A 16,707-nucleotide genomic window follows, 5' to 3' on the forward strand; every position below is an offset into this window, starting at 1 on the left:
CACCGCGGGATGCAAGAGCGGGGCACCGACCGTTTTCCGGTCCACGAACTGGTCCACGCGTGGCAGATTCACCAGACCCCGATGGATCTCACGTTCCTGGCCGAAGCCTTCGTCACGAAGGTCTGTGAGGCCACCGGGGGCAATCCCTCCAGTTGCGGTCCCGCAGGTGCGTCCTACGACGAGTTCAGCATCGAAGCGCAGGCGCAGGTCGTCGAGGACTGGTTCGCCGGAAACACGCCCGCGGGAACCGACCGGACCGGGCAGGCCTGCGATACCAGCGGCCCGTACGTCCAGTACATCACCGGGAACATTCGCACCGGAAGCACCGGAAGCACCGGAAGCACCGGAAGCACCGGAAGCACCGGAAGCACCTGAACACGCCTGTCGCCGTGGGCCGGGTCGGCCGACCGTGCCGACCCGGCCCCGGCTTCCGGTTCAAGTCGAGGAGAAACGGCATGACGTGGCAGTACAACGACCTCACTCGTGCTGGCGGCGGCCCACCGTCGGCAGGCAATCCCGCCGGGTACACCGTGGACGCCGACAAAACCGAGCGTGTGGTCCACCGTGGTACGGACGGCCATATTCACCAACTGTCGTTCGATGGCGCCTGGCATCACACCGATCTCACCAGCACGGCCCGAGGTGACCCGCCGGAGTCGGCAGGAGATCCTGTTGCCGGGAGCACCTCCGGTGCAGCCGCGTACGTCTTCTTCCGCGGGACGGACAGCCACGTTCACGGACTGTCGTTCGATGGCACCTGGCATCACACCGATCTCACCGGCACGGCACAAGGCGACCCACCAGACTCCACGGACGAGCCCATCGGCATCATCCTCAACGACTTCGACGATCCGACCGTGCTCTACCGCGGCTCCGACAGTGGAATCCACGACATGTCGGAATTCGAGTCCGTGTGGAGCGACACCGGCCCCAGCGTCCTCTTCGCGCCGGACACGCCTCCGGAAGCGGCCGGCGGCCCGACCGCCGTCTACCGCTGGGCGATGGACAACGGCATGAACGTGGTCTATCGGAGCACCGACGACCACCTCTGTCTTCTGTCGCTCTCCCGCCACTTCGGCGCCCAGTACAAGGGGGACATCACCGCCGTGACCACCGGCAACCCACCAGCCGCGGCCGGCAACCCTGCCGGGGATGCGCAGAACGACAAGCGCGAACAGCACATCGTCTACCGCGATGGCAACGGTCACCTCCACGAGCTGCTGGGGGTGTACACGGGCGACGTCGAATGGCACCACAACGACCTGTCCGCTACCAGTGGGGCTCCGAACGCCGCTGGTGACCCGGCTGTCCGCTCCTGGGACGTCGACAAGACCCTGCACGTGGTCTATCGCGGCACGGACAACCACATCCACGACCTCGTGCGCAATGGCGAGTGGCACCACACGGATCTGTCCGACACCGGTGCGGCTCCCCGCGCGGCTGGTGACCCGGCCGTCTACTCCTGGGACGTCGACACGACCCTGCACGTGGTCTATCGCGGTATCGACGACCACATCCACGAGTTCTGCTTCACCACGGGCTAACTAAGGGTTGTCCGGCAAATGATCTACGGGTTGGTGCGCTGCCTGTCCCACTTGGAGAGGTGATGCTCTGCACGTCGGCGAAGCCGGTCGCGTCGGCTGGAAGTAGGCCGCCGTCCCTCACCACGACCCAATCCTCGTGCACGTTGGCCGTCGCGTGCGATCCTCGCGGCGTACCCCCCCCAACGCCAGCTTGGACAACTACACGCCATCTTCCCTTAATTGACTCCCAGTGACACCCTGCTCACATGACGGTGACCAACAGCTCCATGACGGTGACCAACAGCTCGGAGCCGGGCTCGCCGATGCCGGAATGCGCGTGCTCGCGGGCGTGCTCGCCCTAGCATCCGCCTCGCTGACGGCCGCCCTCGGCTTCGTACGAACCGACCAGCGGGTCGCGAACAACAAGCGGTCGCATCAGGCATGGGCCGCCGTCGAGCGGGCGGCACGGGCAGAACTCGTGATGCTCCCGGTCATGAGCGCCGAAGAGACCCGAGCCGCCCTGACGCGGGTCCATGCGGCGTTCAACGCAGCTCACGAGGCATACGGCACTACCGTCCCCCAGGCCTAGGCAGTGACGGTGCGGCCCTCCTTGGTGGCGCGATGTCGTACTGCCGGTGCGAGATGGGGACGGCGAGCGGTGTCGCCGTCACCTCGTAGGTGAAGCGCCGACAGGGGTCGGCTTCGGTGACACGGCAGCGTGTGGCCCACCGGCGCAGGTTCCGCCGCGGTGGCCGATCGGCCACCGCGGCGGGGCGTGTAGCGGTCAGGTGGTCAAGCCGAGGGCGGTCAGGCGTGAGGGGTCGGTGAGGATGTCCAGTGCGGTGATCCGGCCGTCCCGGATGGTGAACGACATGACCGACAGCGGTCGGCCTTCGGCGAAGGACACCACCCCGGGTGTGCCGTTGACCAGTACCAGGCGGGCGTCGGCCGCGAAGCGGGCGAAGGTGATCGCCTGGGACGCCACGTCGGCCGCGCCGCGCCGCAGAACGCTCGGGACGAGCGTGCCGCCGTCGGAGCGCGCCACCACCTCGGGGTCGAGGACGGTCAGCAGCGCCTCGAAGTCACCGCCGCGGGAGGCGGTCAGGAACGCGTTGACGACCTGGCGCTTGCGCGTGGTGTCCGGGTCGGCGGGCGGGGCGGCGTCTTGGACGCGGCGGCGGGCGCGGCTGGCGAGCTGCCGGGTGGAGGCGGAGGTCCGGCCCAGGACGGGCGCGATCTCGTCGAAGGGCACGTCGAACATGTCGTGCAGGACGAACGCCAGCCGCTCGGCGGGGGAAAGGGTCTCCAGCACGATCATGAGGGCGATGCCGACCGAGTCCGCGACCAAGATCTCCTGCTCGGGGTTGACCGTGGCCAGGCCGCTGACGACGGGATCCGGTATCCGGGCCTGTTCTTCCTGCTCGGGGAGAGGGTCCTCGCGGCGCGAGGTGCGGGAGCGCAGCATGTCCAGGCAGACCCGGCCGACGACCGTGGTGAGCCAGGCCCCGAGGTTCTTCACGTCACTCACGTCGGTGCGGCTGAGCTTGAGCCACGCCTCCTGGACGGCGTCCTCGGACTCGGCGAGCGACCCCAGCATCCGGTAGGCCACCGAACGCAGTTGGGGCCGCTCCGCCTCGAAACGCTGGGCCAGAAGAATTTCTTCGCTCACCTGTCACATCCTCGCGTCGGGATCCGTCGGTCCAGTGACGGACGCTAACCGATGAAGAGGAAACACCATGTTGAACGCCGCCATCACGACCACCGCCCGCATGAAGAACCCCGCGATGGTTCTGCCGGACGCCATGAAGGGCATCCAGAACATCTACAAGGCCATGTACCAGGGCGGCGTCGCGCCGCAGATCCTGGAACTGGTCCACCTGCGGGCCAGTCAGATCAACGGCTGTAGTGCCTGCGTGTTCGCCGGCGTGGCGGGCGCCAGGAAGCACGGGGAGACCGACGAGCGGCTGCACGCGGTGGCCGCCTGGCGCGAGGCCCCGTTCTTCACCGGCGAAGAGCGTGCCGCCCTGGCGCTGACCGAGGCCGCCACCCGGATCGCCGACCGCTCCGGCAAGGCCGTCCCCGACGCGATCTGGGACGAGGCAGCGGACCACTTCAACGAGGAGCAGCTCTCCGCGATCATCCTGATGATCGGCCTCACCAACTTCTTCAACCGCCTCAACACCACGATCGAGGAGCCGGCCGGCACCTCCTGGAACTGATCCTCATACACGGCCGAGGCGCTACGCCGGGGGCGGGACAGCTCCCCGATGGCCATCGCGCTTGGCTTCGGCACCGAGCCACGGCACACCGAAAGCACGCGGGCCAAGCTGTAACGCCTGGTGACCCGCGACATCCTGTCCGCACCGGAAGTAGCGAGGGAAGTGCGGACGATCGCGCCGCTGTGGAACTGTCGGAGGGCTGTCAACCGCCCCAGGTGGCGGGGGTGTCACCCCTCGCCCATTGGGGTTCGTGGATCAGTGGTCGAATGAGACGGCTGTCCGGGGGGCCGTAGACGTCTCGACAGCGGCGGAGCGCCACGTCGAACCGGCTCTGAACGGTGCTGGACGGAGGTGAATGCAACCGTAACTGCAACCAGGGTCAGCGGCGGCCGCGCAGTCTTGGGCAGGGGCGGCGGTGATGTGGGGAGCGGCGCGTCACCTGGCGAGTGGCTCGCTGGTGATCGCCGGGCGGACCTTGGTGAGCATCAGGTCGAGGAATTGGTCGGGGTGGCGGAAGGACGCGAAGTGGCTGGCGTTCCGGATGAGTGCGAAGTCCTTCACGGGGGCGGTCACGTCGTCGAAGAACCGACGGGCCGGTTCGGGCGGGGTGAGGACGTCGCTGTCGCCCTGGAAGACGAAGAACGGGATCCGGAACGCGGTGCCCTCGGCCCACTCGTCGACGGTCGCGGCCTGGAGCCCGAGCGGCTCCGAGAAATCCATGCCTTTCAGGTAGGTCCGGAGCCCGCGAAGCGTGTGCAGGGGAGAGAACCACAGCGAGCGGATCACTACGGTCTTCATCGTGTCGAAGGTCAACGGGTCGGTGGTGACGACGAGCTTGTTGTACTGCGACCACTGGTGCACGCTCCAGGTTGAGGCATCGGGGCCCATCGCGGTGACGGCGGCGAGCTCCTTGCGCTTGCCTGCCTTCCGCAGGCGGCCGAGCAGGGAGTGGTAGGCCGGGCGGTCGCGTCCGCCCGCGACGACGTTCTGGTCGGTGCCGACGTAGGCGGAGTACAGCTCGGGGTGGTTGCGGGCGAGGCGGAGTCCGAGAACGGTCCCCATGGAGTTGGCGACCAGCAGGACCTTCTCGACGCCGAGCCGGGCACGGACGTGCTCGGTCACTTCGACGGCGTCCCGGTGGAGGCGGTCGAGGGTCAGCTCGCCCTGTCCGGCCGGGCCGCCGTGGCCGAAGGTCTTGGCGGCGCCGCGCATGTCCCACCGCACGACGGTGAAGTGGCGCTCCCAGGCCCGCGTGCACGAGGCGTAGATCAGGTTGGACGCGCCGGGGCCGCCATGGATCTCCAGGATCACAGGGTTGCGTCGGTCCTCCCCGCGGACGGAGACCCACTGGTCGATGCCGCCGATGCGGACGAACCCGGACTCGTCGATGCCGTTCGGGGAGGTGATGCGCAGCCGCTTGGCGTTCGCGGTGCGCTTGGCCTGGCGGTAGCCCAGCAGGCCGGCGACGGGCGTGGCCAGGGTGGCGGCGGAGGCGGTGAGGATGGTGGCGAGCATGACGGTTCCCCCAACTGTTTATGTCATCAGCAGTTGCGTTTACGGTATATACAGTTGTGGGTGGCGTCAACGGGCATCACCGACTGCCGTCGAGAGGGAGGGCCGCATGGCCAAGGAGAAGGCGCGTGACCTGCGCGCGAGCATCGCGTTGCTGTGGGGGGAGCAGGAGCAGCCGACCCGCGGCCCCAAGCCGAGCCTGACTCCCTTGCGTATCGCGGAGGCCGCCGTGGCCATCGCCGACGCCGAGGATCTGACGGCCGTCTCCATGAGCAAGGTCGCCGCCGAGTTCGGCGTGTCGGCGATGGCGCTGTACCGCTATGTGCCGGGCAAGGCCGAACTGGTCGAGTTGATGGTCGAGTCGGTTCTCGCCGAGGCGCCCGATCTGTCAGCGGCAGGTAGTGGCTGGCGGCCACGGATCATCGAGTGGGCTCGCCAGTCCGAGCGCATCCATCGGGCCCACCCCTGGCTGCTGGCGGCCATCTCGATGCGCCGCCAGGTCATGGGGCCGAACCAGCTCGGCTGGCTGGACGCGGCGCTCGCGGCCCTGGAGCCCACCGGCCTCACGGCCGGCCAGCAGCACCGGGTCTTCCTTCTCGTCGCCGGCTTTGTGCGCACCCATGTCCAGCAGTTGCTCGACTTCGACGAGGAGCACAGCCAGGAGTGGAGCTACCTCACCGGAGAACTGCTCGACCGGCACGCCGACCGCTTCCCCGCTCTGACCCGCGCCATCGCCGCAGGCGCCTTCGCCCCCGACACCGCCGACCCCCTGGAGTTCGGCCTCGACCGGATCCTCGACGGCGTCCAGACCCTCATCGACCGCTCCTAGAGCCGCCGGCCGCCCCGTGCAAGTCCTGGGCCCTGTGGGTCCGCTGCGCGATCCAGCCTGCCATCGCCCGTACGCCGATGCCGATGGCTCGCTCGTCCGGGGCGAAGTCGGGGTAGTGCGGGTAGGCGGTTGTGATGGGTGCGCCGGGGGCACGGACGCCAAGGAAGGTGAACGTGCCGGGGACACGGTCCAGGTAGAGGGCGAAGTCCTCGCCGCTGAAGGGCGGGAACGCGGCATGGAGCACGGTGACCGCGTCCGGGCCCAGTGTGCGGCGCACGCGGCGGGCGAGCATGCGGGCGTCGTGCTCTGGGTAGACCATGGCGGGGAACGGATCGGTGGGGAAGCTGACCCCGGCCCCCGTGTACGACGTGGCCAGTCGGCGGATGTCCTCGCGTACCTCCGTGTAACGCTCCTGCGGCCAGCAGCGGTAGGACACGCTCACCGTGGCCTCCTGTGCTCTGGCCCGAACGGCCACGAACCGGGCCAGCGGCCCGTTGGGCGTCTGGGCGTCGGCGACTATCCGCTCGATGTCCGCAGGGGTCTGCGGGAGTGGCACCGTGGCGAGCGTGCCGATCTCGGCGGCCAGGCGTCGCGCGGCATCGTGTGATGGCGTGCGGGCGTGAGCTGCGATCGGGTAGGGCGAACTCGTCGATCTTCCCGTCCGGGGCGATCCGCCCGACGCCGCCGTCGTGACGGCGTTGGAACGGGGCTTGTTCCCGCCCGCCGACGGGCGTTGGACGCGCTACCCCGGGACGCTTTCGTTGCCGGATGCCGCCGGTGACGTGCCGTCAAGGCGCTTGAGCGAGAACGGGTAGTGCCCGCTGTACCCGGTGTCAGTGGCGGCGGCTAGGCTCTCGGCGTGACGCAGACAGCAGTTCCCCCAGGCTGGTATCAGGATCCGTACGGTGCCCCGGTTGTGCGCTGGTGGGACGGCTATCGCTGGACCGAACACACCCAGGCGTCGCCGCCGCCCGCGCCGCAGGCCCCGGTGTATGCGCAGCCGGCCGCCCCGGCACCCGCGTATCCGCAGCCGCCGGCCCAGCAGCAGTACCCGCCGCAGGCGCCCGCCCAGCAGCAGTACCCGCAGGCCCCGGCTCAGCAGCAGTACGCGCAGGCGGCGCCGGCTCAACAGCAGCAGTACGCGCAACCGCAGTACCCGCAGCCGCAGTCGGCCTATCAGCAGGCGGGCGGCGGTCCCGAGGCCCTGTTGTCGGCCGAGATCTTCAGGGTCGACCAGGACTTCAAGTGGGTCGACATCAGCACCAGTTACGCGGTCTGCGATCAGCAGGGCAACCAGATCGGTTCGGTCGCCGAGACCGGCCAGAACGCTGCTCGCAAGGCGCTGCGCTTCATGAGCAGCATGGACCGCTACCTCTCCCGCAAGTTCGAGATCCGGGACGCGGCCGGTGTCCCGTTCCTGGTGCTGAGCCGGGGTACCAAGGTCCTCAAGGCCCGGGTGGCGGTCGCCCGCCCGGACGGGTCGCCGGTGGGCGAGATTGTCCAGCAGGAAGTGATCGGCCGGATCAGCTTCGACCTGGTGGCCAACGGCCATACCGTCGGGCACATCCGAGCGGAGAACTGGATCCACTTCAGCTTTACGATCACCGACCACACGGGTACGCCGGTGGCCCGGATCGCCCGGACGCTGCTCGACGTGATCCTGGAGGGCATCGGCGGCCAGGACTACTACTACATCCAGGTGCTGCGTCCGATGGACGAACCCCTGCGCTCGCTGGCGCTGGCGGGTGCGCTCACCGTGGACACCATGCTCAAGCCCGACAAGGACGGCAACGCCTAGGCCCTCACCCACCGGACAGGCGCTTGGGCGCTGTCCGTGACATGGGCGTCGCGCCGGGGGCGGTGCCTGTACTCAGCGGCCGGAGCCGTCGGCGTGGTCGAACATTCCCAGGTGGTGGCGGGGGTGCGGGACCGGTGTGCGCTGGATCGCGATGATGGCGTCGTCGCAGGTTCCTTCACCATTGGGTGGTGGAGGCCAGCGACTGCGGATGCTACCCAGCCCCCTCCGCGACCGCCTCTGGTTAATCCTGCCGCGCCAGATCTCCCTCTGGGGGAGCCCCTGGGCCTCCAGTTCCACGACCGTGGGCTTGACGTCGTGGGTCATCTTCGGTGGCGCAGAACCGCAGCGGACTGACTTCGCTGTCAAACGACTCGATTCGATGACAACGGACACCCGCCCTGGCTCTGTATGCGAGAAGGAACAGCACATGTTCACCACTTCGGGAGGCAGTCCCGAGAGCCGCAGCGTTCGAATTGTTCACGAGCTGTGGCAGCACCGGTTGCCGGTGCTCAGTGGCGGTACGCGGCCGTCGCGATCTCGATGAAGGATCGGATCAACGGGTTGGTGTCACCTTCGTTCCACACCGCCACCACTCGGCTCGGCGTCATGTCGATCAGCGGTACCACGGCGAACTCCGCGGGCAGGTCGTGTCCGAGCGGGGCCAGGCCGACCGTGCCGTTCCACAGCACGGCCTGCAGGCATTCCTGGACGGCACGCACCACCGGGCCCTCGCGCGGCGTGCCGCCGTTCCAGTACGACTGCCAGATGGGGTCGGTGCCCTGCGGGAACTGGAACCAGCGGCGGTCGCTCAGCTCGGCCAGCCGCAGCCGGTCGCGGCGGGCCAGTGGATCGTCGGCGCGCAGGACCACTCCGACCGGATCGGTCCGCAGCGCCCGCACCGTCAGGGCAGTTTCGTCGAACGGCGCCCGGGTCAAGGCGACGTCGACCAGTCCGGCGCGCAGCCCGCACGTTGGGTCGGTCAGATCGGTGTCGCGGATGCGGATGTCGATGCCGGGGTGGCTTCGGCGGTAGGCGGCGGCCAGCCTGGGCACTCCCGGGTCGGTGCCGTCGGCCAGGATGCCGACGGTGATGGTCGCGACGCCGGCCGCCGCGCTCACGCGTGCACGGACGCGGTCGGCATGGTCGAGTAGGGCTCGTGCCTCGTCGAGCAGCACCGTGCCCACTGGGGTGAGCGTGACGCCGGCAGGCGAACGGGCGAACAGCAGGGCCCCGACATCGGCCTCCAGCTGCTTGATCGCCCGGCTCAGCGGCGGCTGGCTCATGTGCAGTCGGCTGGCGGCTCGGCCGAAGTGGAGTTCCTCGGCGACGGCCACGAAGTAGCGCAAGGTCCGTAGCTCCACACTGCAACGATACCCACGAGGTATCGGCGCTGCGGGATGGGTCTTGGACAGCCGTGAGGCTCCGGCGGTGCACTCGTGAACATGACCGAAGAAGCAAGGACCAACGAACCGCAGGCCGACCCCGCCGTATCGGTGGTGGGTCCCGACGACGGCGAGACGATCGTCCTCGGCACCACGCGCATGCGCGTCCTGGAGGACGGAAGCCACACCGGGCACCGTCTCGCGATCGCCGAGTCCGTCCTCGCCCCGCACACCCAGGGACCGCCGCAGCACCGCCACGCCCAACACGACGAGGGCTTCTACATCCTCTCCGGCACCGTGCGGTTCACCGTCGGGGACGAGGACCGCGACGCCACCACGGGCACGCTCGTGATGGTTCCGCCCGGCACCCCGCACACCTTCGCTAACCTGACCGACCAACCCGCCGTCATGCTCAGCACATTCACCCCCGACCTGTACGTGCAGTACTTCCGAGACCTCCAGGACGTGCTCGCCGGCGGCCGGCCGCTGACGCCACAGGCCAACATCGACGCGATGAGCCGCTACGCGACCGAGCCTGCCACCGACCTCGCCTGAAGCCGACGGAACGGCCCGGCCGCCCTCCTTACGACCGGCGGGGGCGTGGCGCTCCCGCCTTCCGGCGTCCGGGTCCCTCGGACGACGGACCGGGCCTTCTCCACGCCTCTTCTGGCAATCGATGCAATCGACGGGTCTCCGGGAACCGGCGGCCCATGAACGGAAACCATGAACATCGCCTATTGGATCGTCGCGGGACCGCTCGCCCTCTTCTACTTCTACGCAGGCACGCTGAAGGTACTCCGCAGCCGCGATCAACTCCGACCGATGATGGCCTGGGTCGACCGAATGCCCTTGCCCGCCGTTAGGGCGCTGGGGACGGTCGAAGTACTTGGCGCGACCGGCCTGATCCTGCCGCCACTGACCAGCATCGCCCCCTCGCTGGCGCCGGCCGCGGCCACAGGCTTCGTACTCCTGCAGACCGGTGCGATCGCCGTCCACCTGACCGCCGAAGACCGCCGGATCACACTCAACATCGGACTCGCCGCCGCTGCGGCCGTGACCATCTGGCTGGCCACCGGGCCATGATCGAGCACGGTCCTCGACCGGTGGATGCACCTGCGGACCGGCCGCCCCACGGCCGCTGTCACTTCTCCTGAACATCGAACACGCCGCCATCGACGCGCTGCTCGGTGACGCGTACATCTGCTGTCGCAACTCGTGAACAAAGCCACCCGCCCTGATCAGCGTGACGCGGAGCCGAAGAGCCGCCGGCAGACGTCTGAGGGGACATTTCACTCGTAGGTGTGAGCATATGCATGCCTCCGAATAGGTAGCCTCCGCTCAACTTCCGTTCCTCTGAGAGGAGTTGGTGCTCCATGGCGCCGATGAGGCAGGTGCTGGCTGGTCTGGCCGCCCTGGCCGTAGCAGCGACGTGCACGGCAGGCACGGTTCAGGCGCAGGGGCGGAGTAAGGGCGCCTTGCCGGTGCACGGTGGCGTGGCTGGCGCTGCCGCTAGCGGGCAGGAGCGCACCTTGGTGTTCGACAAGCCCTCTGGCACTGACTACCGGTTCACCATTCCGCCCGAGACGAAGCGCATGATCATCGAGGCGTGGGGTGGTGGCGCTGCGGGAGCATCGGGTGCGGGCGGTGGCGGCGGAGGGGGCGGAGGCGGTGGCGCCGGGGCCAACGAGCTCAACCTCGGCGCCGCCGAGGGGGGCGAGGGCGGCAGGGGCGGCGCCGGTGGTGGCGGCGGCGCCGGTGCCGGTGGCGGCGCCGGCGGATACACCCGCTGCGTAGTACCGGTGGTCGCTCAGCATCCACTGATCGCCCGGGTTCATGTGGCAGCGGAAGACACACCGGCAGCCCAGGGCAAGGGGGGCACCGGAGGAACCGGAGGCGCCAGGGGCACCAACGGGGTCCTCGGCATCGGCACCTCGAACGGAAGCGACGGCCAAGCCGGCCAGACCGGCCCAGAACCGCACGCAGACGGCGGCGACGCCTCAAAGATCTACCTCCGACTGGGGGTCGGCACCGACAATCCAGACAGCCGTGCCCCCAGGACCTTCCCACTCGCGTTCGCCCAGGGCGGCGCCACAGGGCATCCGGCACAGCCCGGCAAGCCCGGCGCTCCGGGCCGTGGCGGCACGGACAAGAAGGGCGCGAAGGGGACAGACGGGAACGGGGGCGCCGGAGGAGCCAGCCGAGCCTCCCAAGTAGTCGACCTCAAAAGCGCCTGCCCCGACTCCACTGAGTCCGATGCCAAGAACACCCCCGGAGGGGCGGGCTCCGCTGGCGGCGACGGCATGACCGGCCCCTACGGCCCGCGCGGGCCGGAAGCCGGCGGCATCCCAGCCTCGGACCAAGCCCAGCCCACAGTCGCCCCGCCTGCCGCAGGCATCGGAACCGGCGGAACCGGCGGTCACGGAGGCAACGGCGGCGCACACGGCGGTGGCGGCGAAGGATCAGTCAGCATGCAGCACACCGCCGCGCCAGGAGCCAACGGATCCACCGGCGCTGACGGCAAACCCGGCACCCCCGGAGGCCACGGCTACGTCAAAATCACCTTTGAGAGCTGACCGCTCCGCCAGCCACTGGCGCCGCCCTCCCGGGACGCGGACGCCTGGTGGCCGTAGGCAGCCTGCGACGCGCGCAAGAAGCGGTTTGCATTTGACGTTCGGGGACAGGATCCGCAGAACACGGCTTGGCCGAACATGCCGGACAACGGGTTGTCGACCAGGACGAGGTCTCGGTGGTTGCCATGCCTCCGCCATCGAGGCCGTGTTGTCCCTCACGTCCGCGTGACCGCGAGTTGGCGAGGAGATGCGCCCCTACGGCAGCCAGCCGTATGAGGGCGGGTGCGAGGTCGACGGCGCCTTCGACCGAGGGGATCAGTCTCGTCGCGTCTGGCGACGGTGACTCCACTCCTCCGCGCTCACGGAGTTCAGATTGCAGTCCCGCCACGCTCCGTTGATGAACTCGTGCCTGCGCGCCACCCGGTCGGTCCTGAACCCGAGCCTCGCGAGAGATCCACCCTCGACGAGTGACGTGATCCTCTTCGTGTTGTCGAGGGGGATCCACCCGCTGACCCGCTCCAGGCCAAGGCTCCCGAAGGCGAAGTCGAGGATCACAAGGTGGGCATCGGTGCTGTAGCCGCGGCCCCATTCGTCCGCCGCGATGGCACAGCCGATGTCCTCGCCTTGGGAGCCGGAGCGCACGAGGCGGACGAAGCCGATCGCACGGTCGTCGTCGCGCTTGGTCACCGCCAGGTAGAACTCGGTCCGAGGGGAGAGCTGAGCGTTCTTGATCGCGCCTTCGATCCTGGCCTGGGTCTCGCTGCGGTCGCGGCTGTCGAACGACAGCCACTTGGTCACTCGGTCATCGCCGAAAACGCGCTGCATGTCGTCGACGTCCTCGATGCGGAACTCGCGCACCGTGACCTTGTCGCCGACCAGACGGAGGGGATACGTCAACGAACTCTCCTCACCTGTGGGATGCACAAGGTGGCCGACCGCCGCAGGCCCGGCAACACCGCACGGGCAGGTTCCGGACACCTCTTCGAGGACGCGGCGGCCTCGTCCTCTTGGCACCGCGCGCAGCCGCATCAGACCTTCATTACGCCTCCGGCGCACGCCTCCCGGCTCGTCGCTGAACGTCATAGGGACAACGCGAACAGCCACCGCTGGAATGTGAGCCCCTCGACCGCGGTGGCCTGAAGGGATGCCCCCTCACGCGTAATCGCAATTCCGCTCAGCATCACGTTCGAGGTATGCGGAAAGGAAGTGGCTATGCGCTACGACCACTTCTGATCTGACCAGTCACTTCGCTTCGGTCACTTTCCCGACAGCCGCCTTACGACCTGCCGAACTGCTTCGGGCGGTCCGGGCGGGTTTCGGGTTCGGCCCTTCTCCTCGGTGGCCGCGGCCACGGGCAACTGGTGGAAACGCACGGCTCATGACGCTTTCTGCGCACTACGCCCCCTGGACATGGCGACCATCCCCGACCCCTACCCGGTGTACCGGAGGCTTCGGGAAAAGGACCCGGCCCACTGGTACGAAGTGACGACATGGGGTGATCTGGTGCTCAGAGCGCCAGCGTGCGCCAGCCCTGGGTGATCTGGTCCCGGACGGTGTTCACGTCCGGGAGTGTGTGGCCCGGCCCTTGGTGGGCGGTCAGCAGTTCCACCAGGGCAGCGCCGTCCGCCGGGCGCCCCGCCGGATCGGCGGTCAGCGCCCGCCCGACGGCGGCCGCGAGAGCCGGGTCGAGCGCCTGCACTGCTTCCAGCCCGGCGGGCTCGGGCCCGGTGTCCACGATTCGGCGGATCACCGCACCCGTGCTGGTCGCCGCGAACGGGCTGGTGCCGTGCGCCGCGCACACCACGCAGCACGCCCATGCCCAGACATCGGCGGTCGGGCCGACGGGCTCGTCGCCGAACTGCTCCGGCGCCATGTACGTCAACGTCCCCGGTCCGCCGCCGGTGCGGGTGAGCCGCGTGCCGTCGACGATCGCCGCGATGCCGAAGTCGAGCAGGCGCGGTCCGGCGGTGGTCAGCATGATGTTGGCGGGCTTGAGGTCCCGGTGGACCAGGCCGAGCCGGTGCACCCCGGACAGGGCCACGGCCAGGGCCAGCGCCAGGGCCCGCAGGGCCTCGGGAGAGCGGATCGGTCCCTGCTCGCGCAGATGGACGTCGAGGGGCCGCCCGTCCAGCAACTCCATGGCCAGGTACGGCCGTCCGGCGTCGACCCCGGCATCGAGCACCCGGGCGGTGTAGGCGCCGGAGACCATGGCCAGCACCTCCGCTTCGCGCTCGAAGCGGCGCAGCAGCTCGGCGTGGTCCAGGAGTTCGGGGTGGATGGTCTTCAGAGCCACCTGCGTCGCCGCGCCCTCGCGCCGGGCGAGATACACCGTGCCCATCCCACCGGACCCGATCCGGCCGAGCAACTGGTACCCGGCGATCGTCCGCGGCTCGTTCGGGTGCAGCTCCTGGTATGCGACCTGTGGCGCGGCACCGGCGCTCCGGTCGGCCTGGGTCGGTACGTGCGCGCTGGGCTGCGCGGGCGGAGAGGCCGGAACGGGCGGCACGTACGGGACGGGCTGCGCGGACTGCACCGTCTGTGCGTACGGGGAGGGCGGACCGTACGGGGCGGGTTGGAGCGGAACCGGGGCGGCGGCGGACCGGAGCCTCCAACTGGTCACGACTGCGACGGCCTGGAACAGCAAGGCGGCCACCACCACCCCGACCGGTACGAACACGCCGAGCACCACACGAAGAAGAAACAGGCCGACCAGCCGACCACGCGTCGAGGGCGAGGGCCAAGACCCCGCAGGCATCCGGACGTTCAGCAGGTTGCGCTGCGTCAGCAGCCAGAGAAGGACCCAGAGCGCCAGGATCGGGATCCCGCCGACGAGCAGCCAGAGCTGTGCGGTTCCGGCGGGGATGTCCAACTCCCTGGCCAGGGCGAAGGCTCCCACCGAGCCGATACCGATGGGCTGTATCAGCACGTCGAAGCCGGAGACGAAATCGCCGAGCAGCAGGAGTGCCAGCCCGATGGCGCCGCCGACTCCGAGCACCAGCTCCCCGACGGCTGCCGCCGAGAACCCGTCTGGCGACGCACCCCCGCCGACGGTCGCCAACGCCCGCTGACGTGCAGCCCGTTGAGCGCGCAACAGCAGCGGCAGTGATGCCATTCGCACCACCAGCGTCAGCACGGTCACGACCAAGAGGCCCGACCCCAGCGATATCACCATGTAGTCGAGGTTCTCGAAGACCGTCATGCTTCCCCCGTGCTTCCCCTGTGCACCTTGTCGGCCGAGCAGGGGGAGTATAGGTCCGCTTGAGATCACGCCGGGAATCGGGAATACAGAGCAGGCGGTGATGGCCAAGTCCGTCAGTGTGACCGAGGGAACCAGGACGCTCAGCCACACCCGGACCGCTCAACCCACGATGGCACCGAGACGGCCGACAAGGCGCTGAGCGCGCTTCGCGTAGCGATCGACACGGCCCCCCCGCGCCGCTGTCCGAGGCTGATCGCTCGCCCGTCGCCGACGATTGCCAGTGGCCTACGAGACGATCGTCCGATGACCGCGGAAACCGTACGAGCCCACCGGTTCGCACTCGATCCAACTCCCGCCCAGACCACTGTCCTTGAGCACTACGCCAACGCGGCCCGGTGCGGGTACAACTTCGCCCTAGGCGATGGCGCGGCTCCGGAAGCCGTCCGGGAGGCCCACTGCCGCGCGGCGTCAGGCGGGCACCACGGGCTCGTCCCAGTCGATCCGGTAACGGTGCGTCCAGCCGAACATCTTCTCCGGCGTCAGGAACGTCCGCGTCGCCAGCGGCATCAGCAAGGCCATGATCTTCGTCGCCACCGGCCCCATCGACTTCTGACTGTTGGTCTTCGCGGCCTGGGCCGCGACCTTCTCCACCCTGCCCCGCCGTAGCTGCTCGTACGCCGCGAACGCCGCGCCCGCGTCGGGGATGTCCCGCAGACACCGCGCCAGCTGCACCGCGCTCTCCACCGCCAGGGACGCGCCCTGTCCGGAACTGGAGGACGGCGCGTGGGCCGCGTCGCCGACCAGGACCATCCGGCCGCGGTACCACTTCGGAACCGGAGGCAGGATCTCCAGCCCTCCGAAGGTGAGGAGTTCGTCGTCGCGGGTGCCCTGGAGCAGATCGCGGCCGGGCACGTCCTCGGCGTACTTCTCCCGCAGGATCCGCATCCACGCGGCCGGCGGCGTCGCGCGGGCCTGCTCCGCGCCGAGCGGCTCGTCGTACGGCAGGTTGCCGAACCAGGCGGTGCCTCCGCCGGGCACCGGCCAGTAGCCGAGAAACGCCTGCTCGCCGAAAGCGAAGTACATGGTGTCCGGCCGCGCCTGAGGGACCTCCGCCTCCGAGTACGCGCCGAAACCGAGCAGGCCGGTGTACCGGGGGCCGGGTGCCGCCGGGTCGATCAGCTGCCGGACCGTCGACCGGATGCCGTCGGCCCCGACCAGCACGTCCGCGGTCACCCGGGTCCCGTCGGCGAACTCGGCCATGACGCCCCCCGGGGTTTCCTCGACCCCGGCCAGCCGCTTGCCGTACACGGTCTGTACGCCCGCCGCGGCGGCCCGCTCGCGCACCGCCCCGTACAGGTCGGCACGCCACATCACCCGGCTGGGTGGCAGGCCCGTCAGCCCTCCGAACTCTCCCATCCGCCGGCCCCGTCCGTCGGTCATGACCATGCGGTGGATCGGCTGACCGGCCAAGCCCCGTTCCACGCCGACGACTTCGAGGGCGTCGAGCCCGTTCGGGGCGACCATCAGCATGCCGCCGAGGCCGTCCGCCGTGTTCTCGTAGGCCTCGTAGACGGTCGCCTCGATGCCCGCCCTGCGCAGTGCGAGAGCCGTTACCGGTCCGGCTATGCCGCCTCCGATGACGGCCGCCGTCCTGATCGCGCTCATGTGTCTGCCC

Annotated in this window: 15 protein-coding genes and 2 pseudogenes; 10 read left to right on the forward strand and 7 right to left on the reverse strand. The window is 69.4% G+C overall.

The annotated features are described in order from the left end of the window. Window positions 1-9 precede the first annotated feature (9 nt). The 3 genes from GR130_RS41300 to GR130_RS07460 all read left to right on the forward strand — a co-directional run bounded on the left by GR130_RS41300 (window position 10) and on the right by GR130_RS07460 (window position 2,112). A complete protein-coding gene (locus GR130_RS41300; protein WP_159503967.1) occupies window positions 10-375 on the forward strand; it encodes a hypothetical protein in 366 nt (121 codons plus the stop codon). An 80-nt stretch (window positions 376-455) separates the two neighbouring features. Further along, window positions 456-1,544 (forward strand): hypothetical protein, encoded by a 1,089-nt coding sequence (locus GR130_RS07455; protein WP_159503968.1) that lies wholly within the window; start codon window positions 456-458, stop codon window positions 1,542-1,544. Between the two features lie 310 nt (window positions 1,545-1,854). Continuing rightward, window positions 1,855-2,112, forward strand: coding sequence for a hypothetical protein (locus GR130_RS07460; RefSeq protein ID WP_159503969.1), 258 nt, complete (start codon window positions 1,855-1,857; stop codon window positions 2,110-2,112). A gap of 195 nt (window positions 2,113-2,307) precedes the next feature. Here the strand turns inward: GR130_RS07460 and GR130_RS07465 are convergent, their stop codons facing one another. Then, window positions 2,308-3,192, reverse strand: coding sequence for a sigma-70 family RNA polymerase sigma factor (locus GR130_RS07465; protein ID WP_159503970.1), 885 nt, complete (start codon window positions 3,190-3,192; stop codon window positions 2,308-2,310). A gap of 67 nt (window positions 3,193-3,259) precedes the next feature. Between GR130_RS07465 and GR130_RS07470 the strand changes: the two genes are divergently transcribed. Next, window positions 3,260-3,742 carry a carboxymuconolactone decarboxylase family protein gene (locus tag GR130_RS07470; RefSeq protein ID WP_236572908.1) on the forward strand — a complete coding sequence of 161 codons (483 nt, stop codon included), beginning with the start codon at window positions 3,260-3,262 and terminating at the stop codon, window positions 3,740-3,742. 435 nt (window positions 3,743-4,177) lie between these two features. Here the strand turns inward: GR130_RS07470 and GR130_RS07475 are convergent, their stop codons facing one another. Then, the gene (locus GR130_RS07475) at window positions 4,178-5,257 is read right to left on the reverse strand and encodes an alpha/beta hydrolase (protein ID WP_159503971.1); all 1,080 of its coding nucleotides are present in this window, start codon (window positions 5,255-5,257) and stop codon (window positions 4,178-4,180) included. A gap of 106 nt (window positions 5,258-5,363) precedes the next feature. Between GR130_RS07475 and GR130_RS07480 the strand changes: the two genes are divergently transcribed. After that, the gene (locus GR130_RS07480; protein ID WP_159503972.1) at window positions 5,364-6,083 is read left to right on the forward strand and encodes a TetR/AcrR family transcriptional regulator; all 720 of its coding nucleotides are present in this window, start codon (window positions 5,364-5,366) and stop codon (window positions 6,081-6,083) included. Here GR130_RS07480 and GR130_RS07485 read toward each other — a convergent pair. Further along, window positions 6,067-6,723, reverse strand: a pseudogene (locus tag GR130_RS07485) (amidohydrolase); the annotation flags it as partial. The gene GR130_RS07480 and the pseudogene GR130_RS07485 sit on opposite strands and share 17 nt — an antisense overlap. A gap of 219 nt (window positions 6,724-6,942) precedes the next feature. Here GR130_RS07485 and GR130_RS07490 point away from each other — a divergent pair. Further along, complete coding sequence (locus tag GR130_RS07490) at window positions 6,943-7,881, forward strand: phospholipid scramblase-related protein (protein ID WP_159503973.1); 939 nt, start codon at window positions 6,943-6,945, stop codon at window positions 7,879-7,881. A gap of 509 nt (window positions 7,882-8,390) precedes the next feature. On the opposite strand, the gene GR130_RS07495 is transcribed toward GR130_RS07490, so the two are convergent. Beyond that, window positions 8,391-9,242, reverse strand: coding sequence for a LysR substrate-binding domain-containing protein (locus tag GR130_RS07495; RefSeq protein WP_236572909.1), 852 nt, complete (start codon window positions 9,240-9,242; stop codon window positions 8,391-8,393). Between the two features lie 81 nt (window positions 9,243-9,323). Here GR130_RS07495 and GR130_RS07500 point away from each other — a divergent pair, with 81 nt between their 5' ends. The 3 genes from GR130_RS07500 to GR130_RS39710 all read left to right on the forward strand — a co-directional run bounded on the left by GR130_RS07500 (window position 9,324) and on the right by GR130_RS39710 (window position 11,836). Continuing rightward, window positions 9,324-9,818, forward strand: coding sequence for a cupin domain-containing protein (locus tag GR130_RS07500; protein ID WP_201304826.1), 495 nt, complete (start codon window positions 9,324-9,326; stop codon window positions 9,816-9,818). A 168-nt stretch (window positions 9,819-9,986) separates the two neighbouring features. Beyond that, window positions 9,987-10,346: a DoxX family protein gene (locus GR130_RS07505; protein ID WP_159503975.1), complete on the forward strand. Its 360-nt coding sequence runs from the start codon at window positions 9,987-9,989 to the stop codon at window positions 10,344-10,346. Between the two features lie 446 nt (window positions 10,347-10,792). Next, window positions 10,793-11,836 carry a hypothetical protein gene (locus GR130_RS39710; RefSeq protein WP_201304827.1) on the forward strand — a complete coding sequence of 348 codons (1,044 nt, stop codon included), beginning with the start codon at window positions 10,793-10,795 and terminating at the stop codon, window positions 11,834-11,836. 312 nt (window positions 11,837-12,148) lie between these two features. Here GR130_RS39710 and GR130_RS07515 read toward each other — a convergent pair whose 3' ends face one another. Together GR130_RS07515 and GR130_RS07520 are read right to left on the reverse strand one after the other, a co-directional pair. Further along, complete coding sequence (locus tag GR130_RS07515) at window positions 12,149-12,916, reverse strand: GNAT family N-acetyltransferase (RefSeq protein WP_159503977.1); 768 nt, start codon at window positions 12,914-12,916, stop codon at window positions 12,149-12,151. Between the two features lie 424 nt (window positions 12,917-13,340). Further along, a complete protein-coding gene (locus GR130_RS07520; RefSeq protein WP_159503978.1) occupies window positions 13,341-15,032 on the reverse strand; it encodes a serine/threonine-protein kinase in 1,692 nt (563 codons plus the stop codon). Between the two features lie 303 nt (window positions 15,033-15,335). Between GR130_RS07520 and GR130_RS41770 the strand changes: the two are divergent. Further along, a pseudogene (locus tag GR130_RS41770) lies at window positions 15,336-15,437 on the forward strand (helix-turn-helix domain-containing protein); the annotation flags it as partial. 63 nt (window positions 15,438-15,500) lie between these two features. On the opposite strand, the gene GR130_RS07530 reads toward GR130_RS41770, so the two are convergent. Next, a complete protein-coding gene (locus GR130_RS07530) occupies window positions 15,501-16,697 on the reverse strand; it encodes an FAD-dependent oxidoreductase (protein ID WP_159503980.1) in 1,197 nt (398 codons plus the stop codon). Window positions 16,698-16,707: the final 10 nt, after the last annotated feature.

It is taken from the genome of Streptomyces sp. GS7 (assembly GCF_009834125.1).
In the GTDB taxonomy this organism is placed as follows: domain Bacteria; phylum Actinomycetota; class Actinomycetes; order Streptomycetales; family Streptomycetaceae; genus Streptomyces.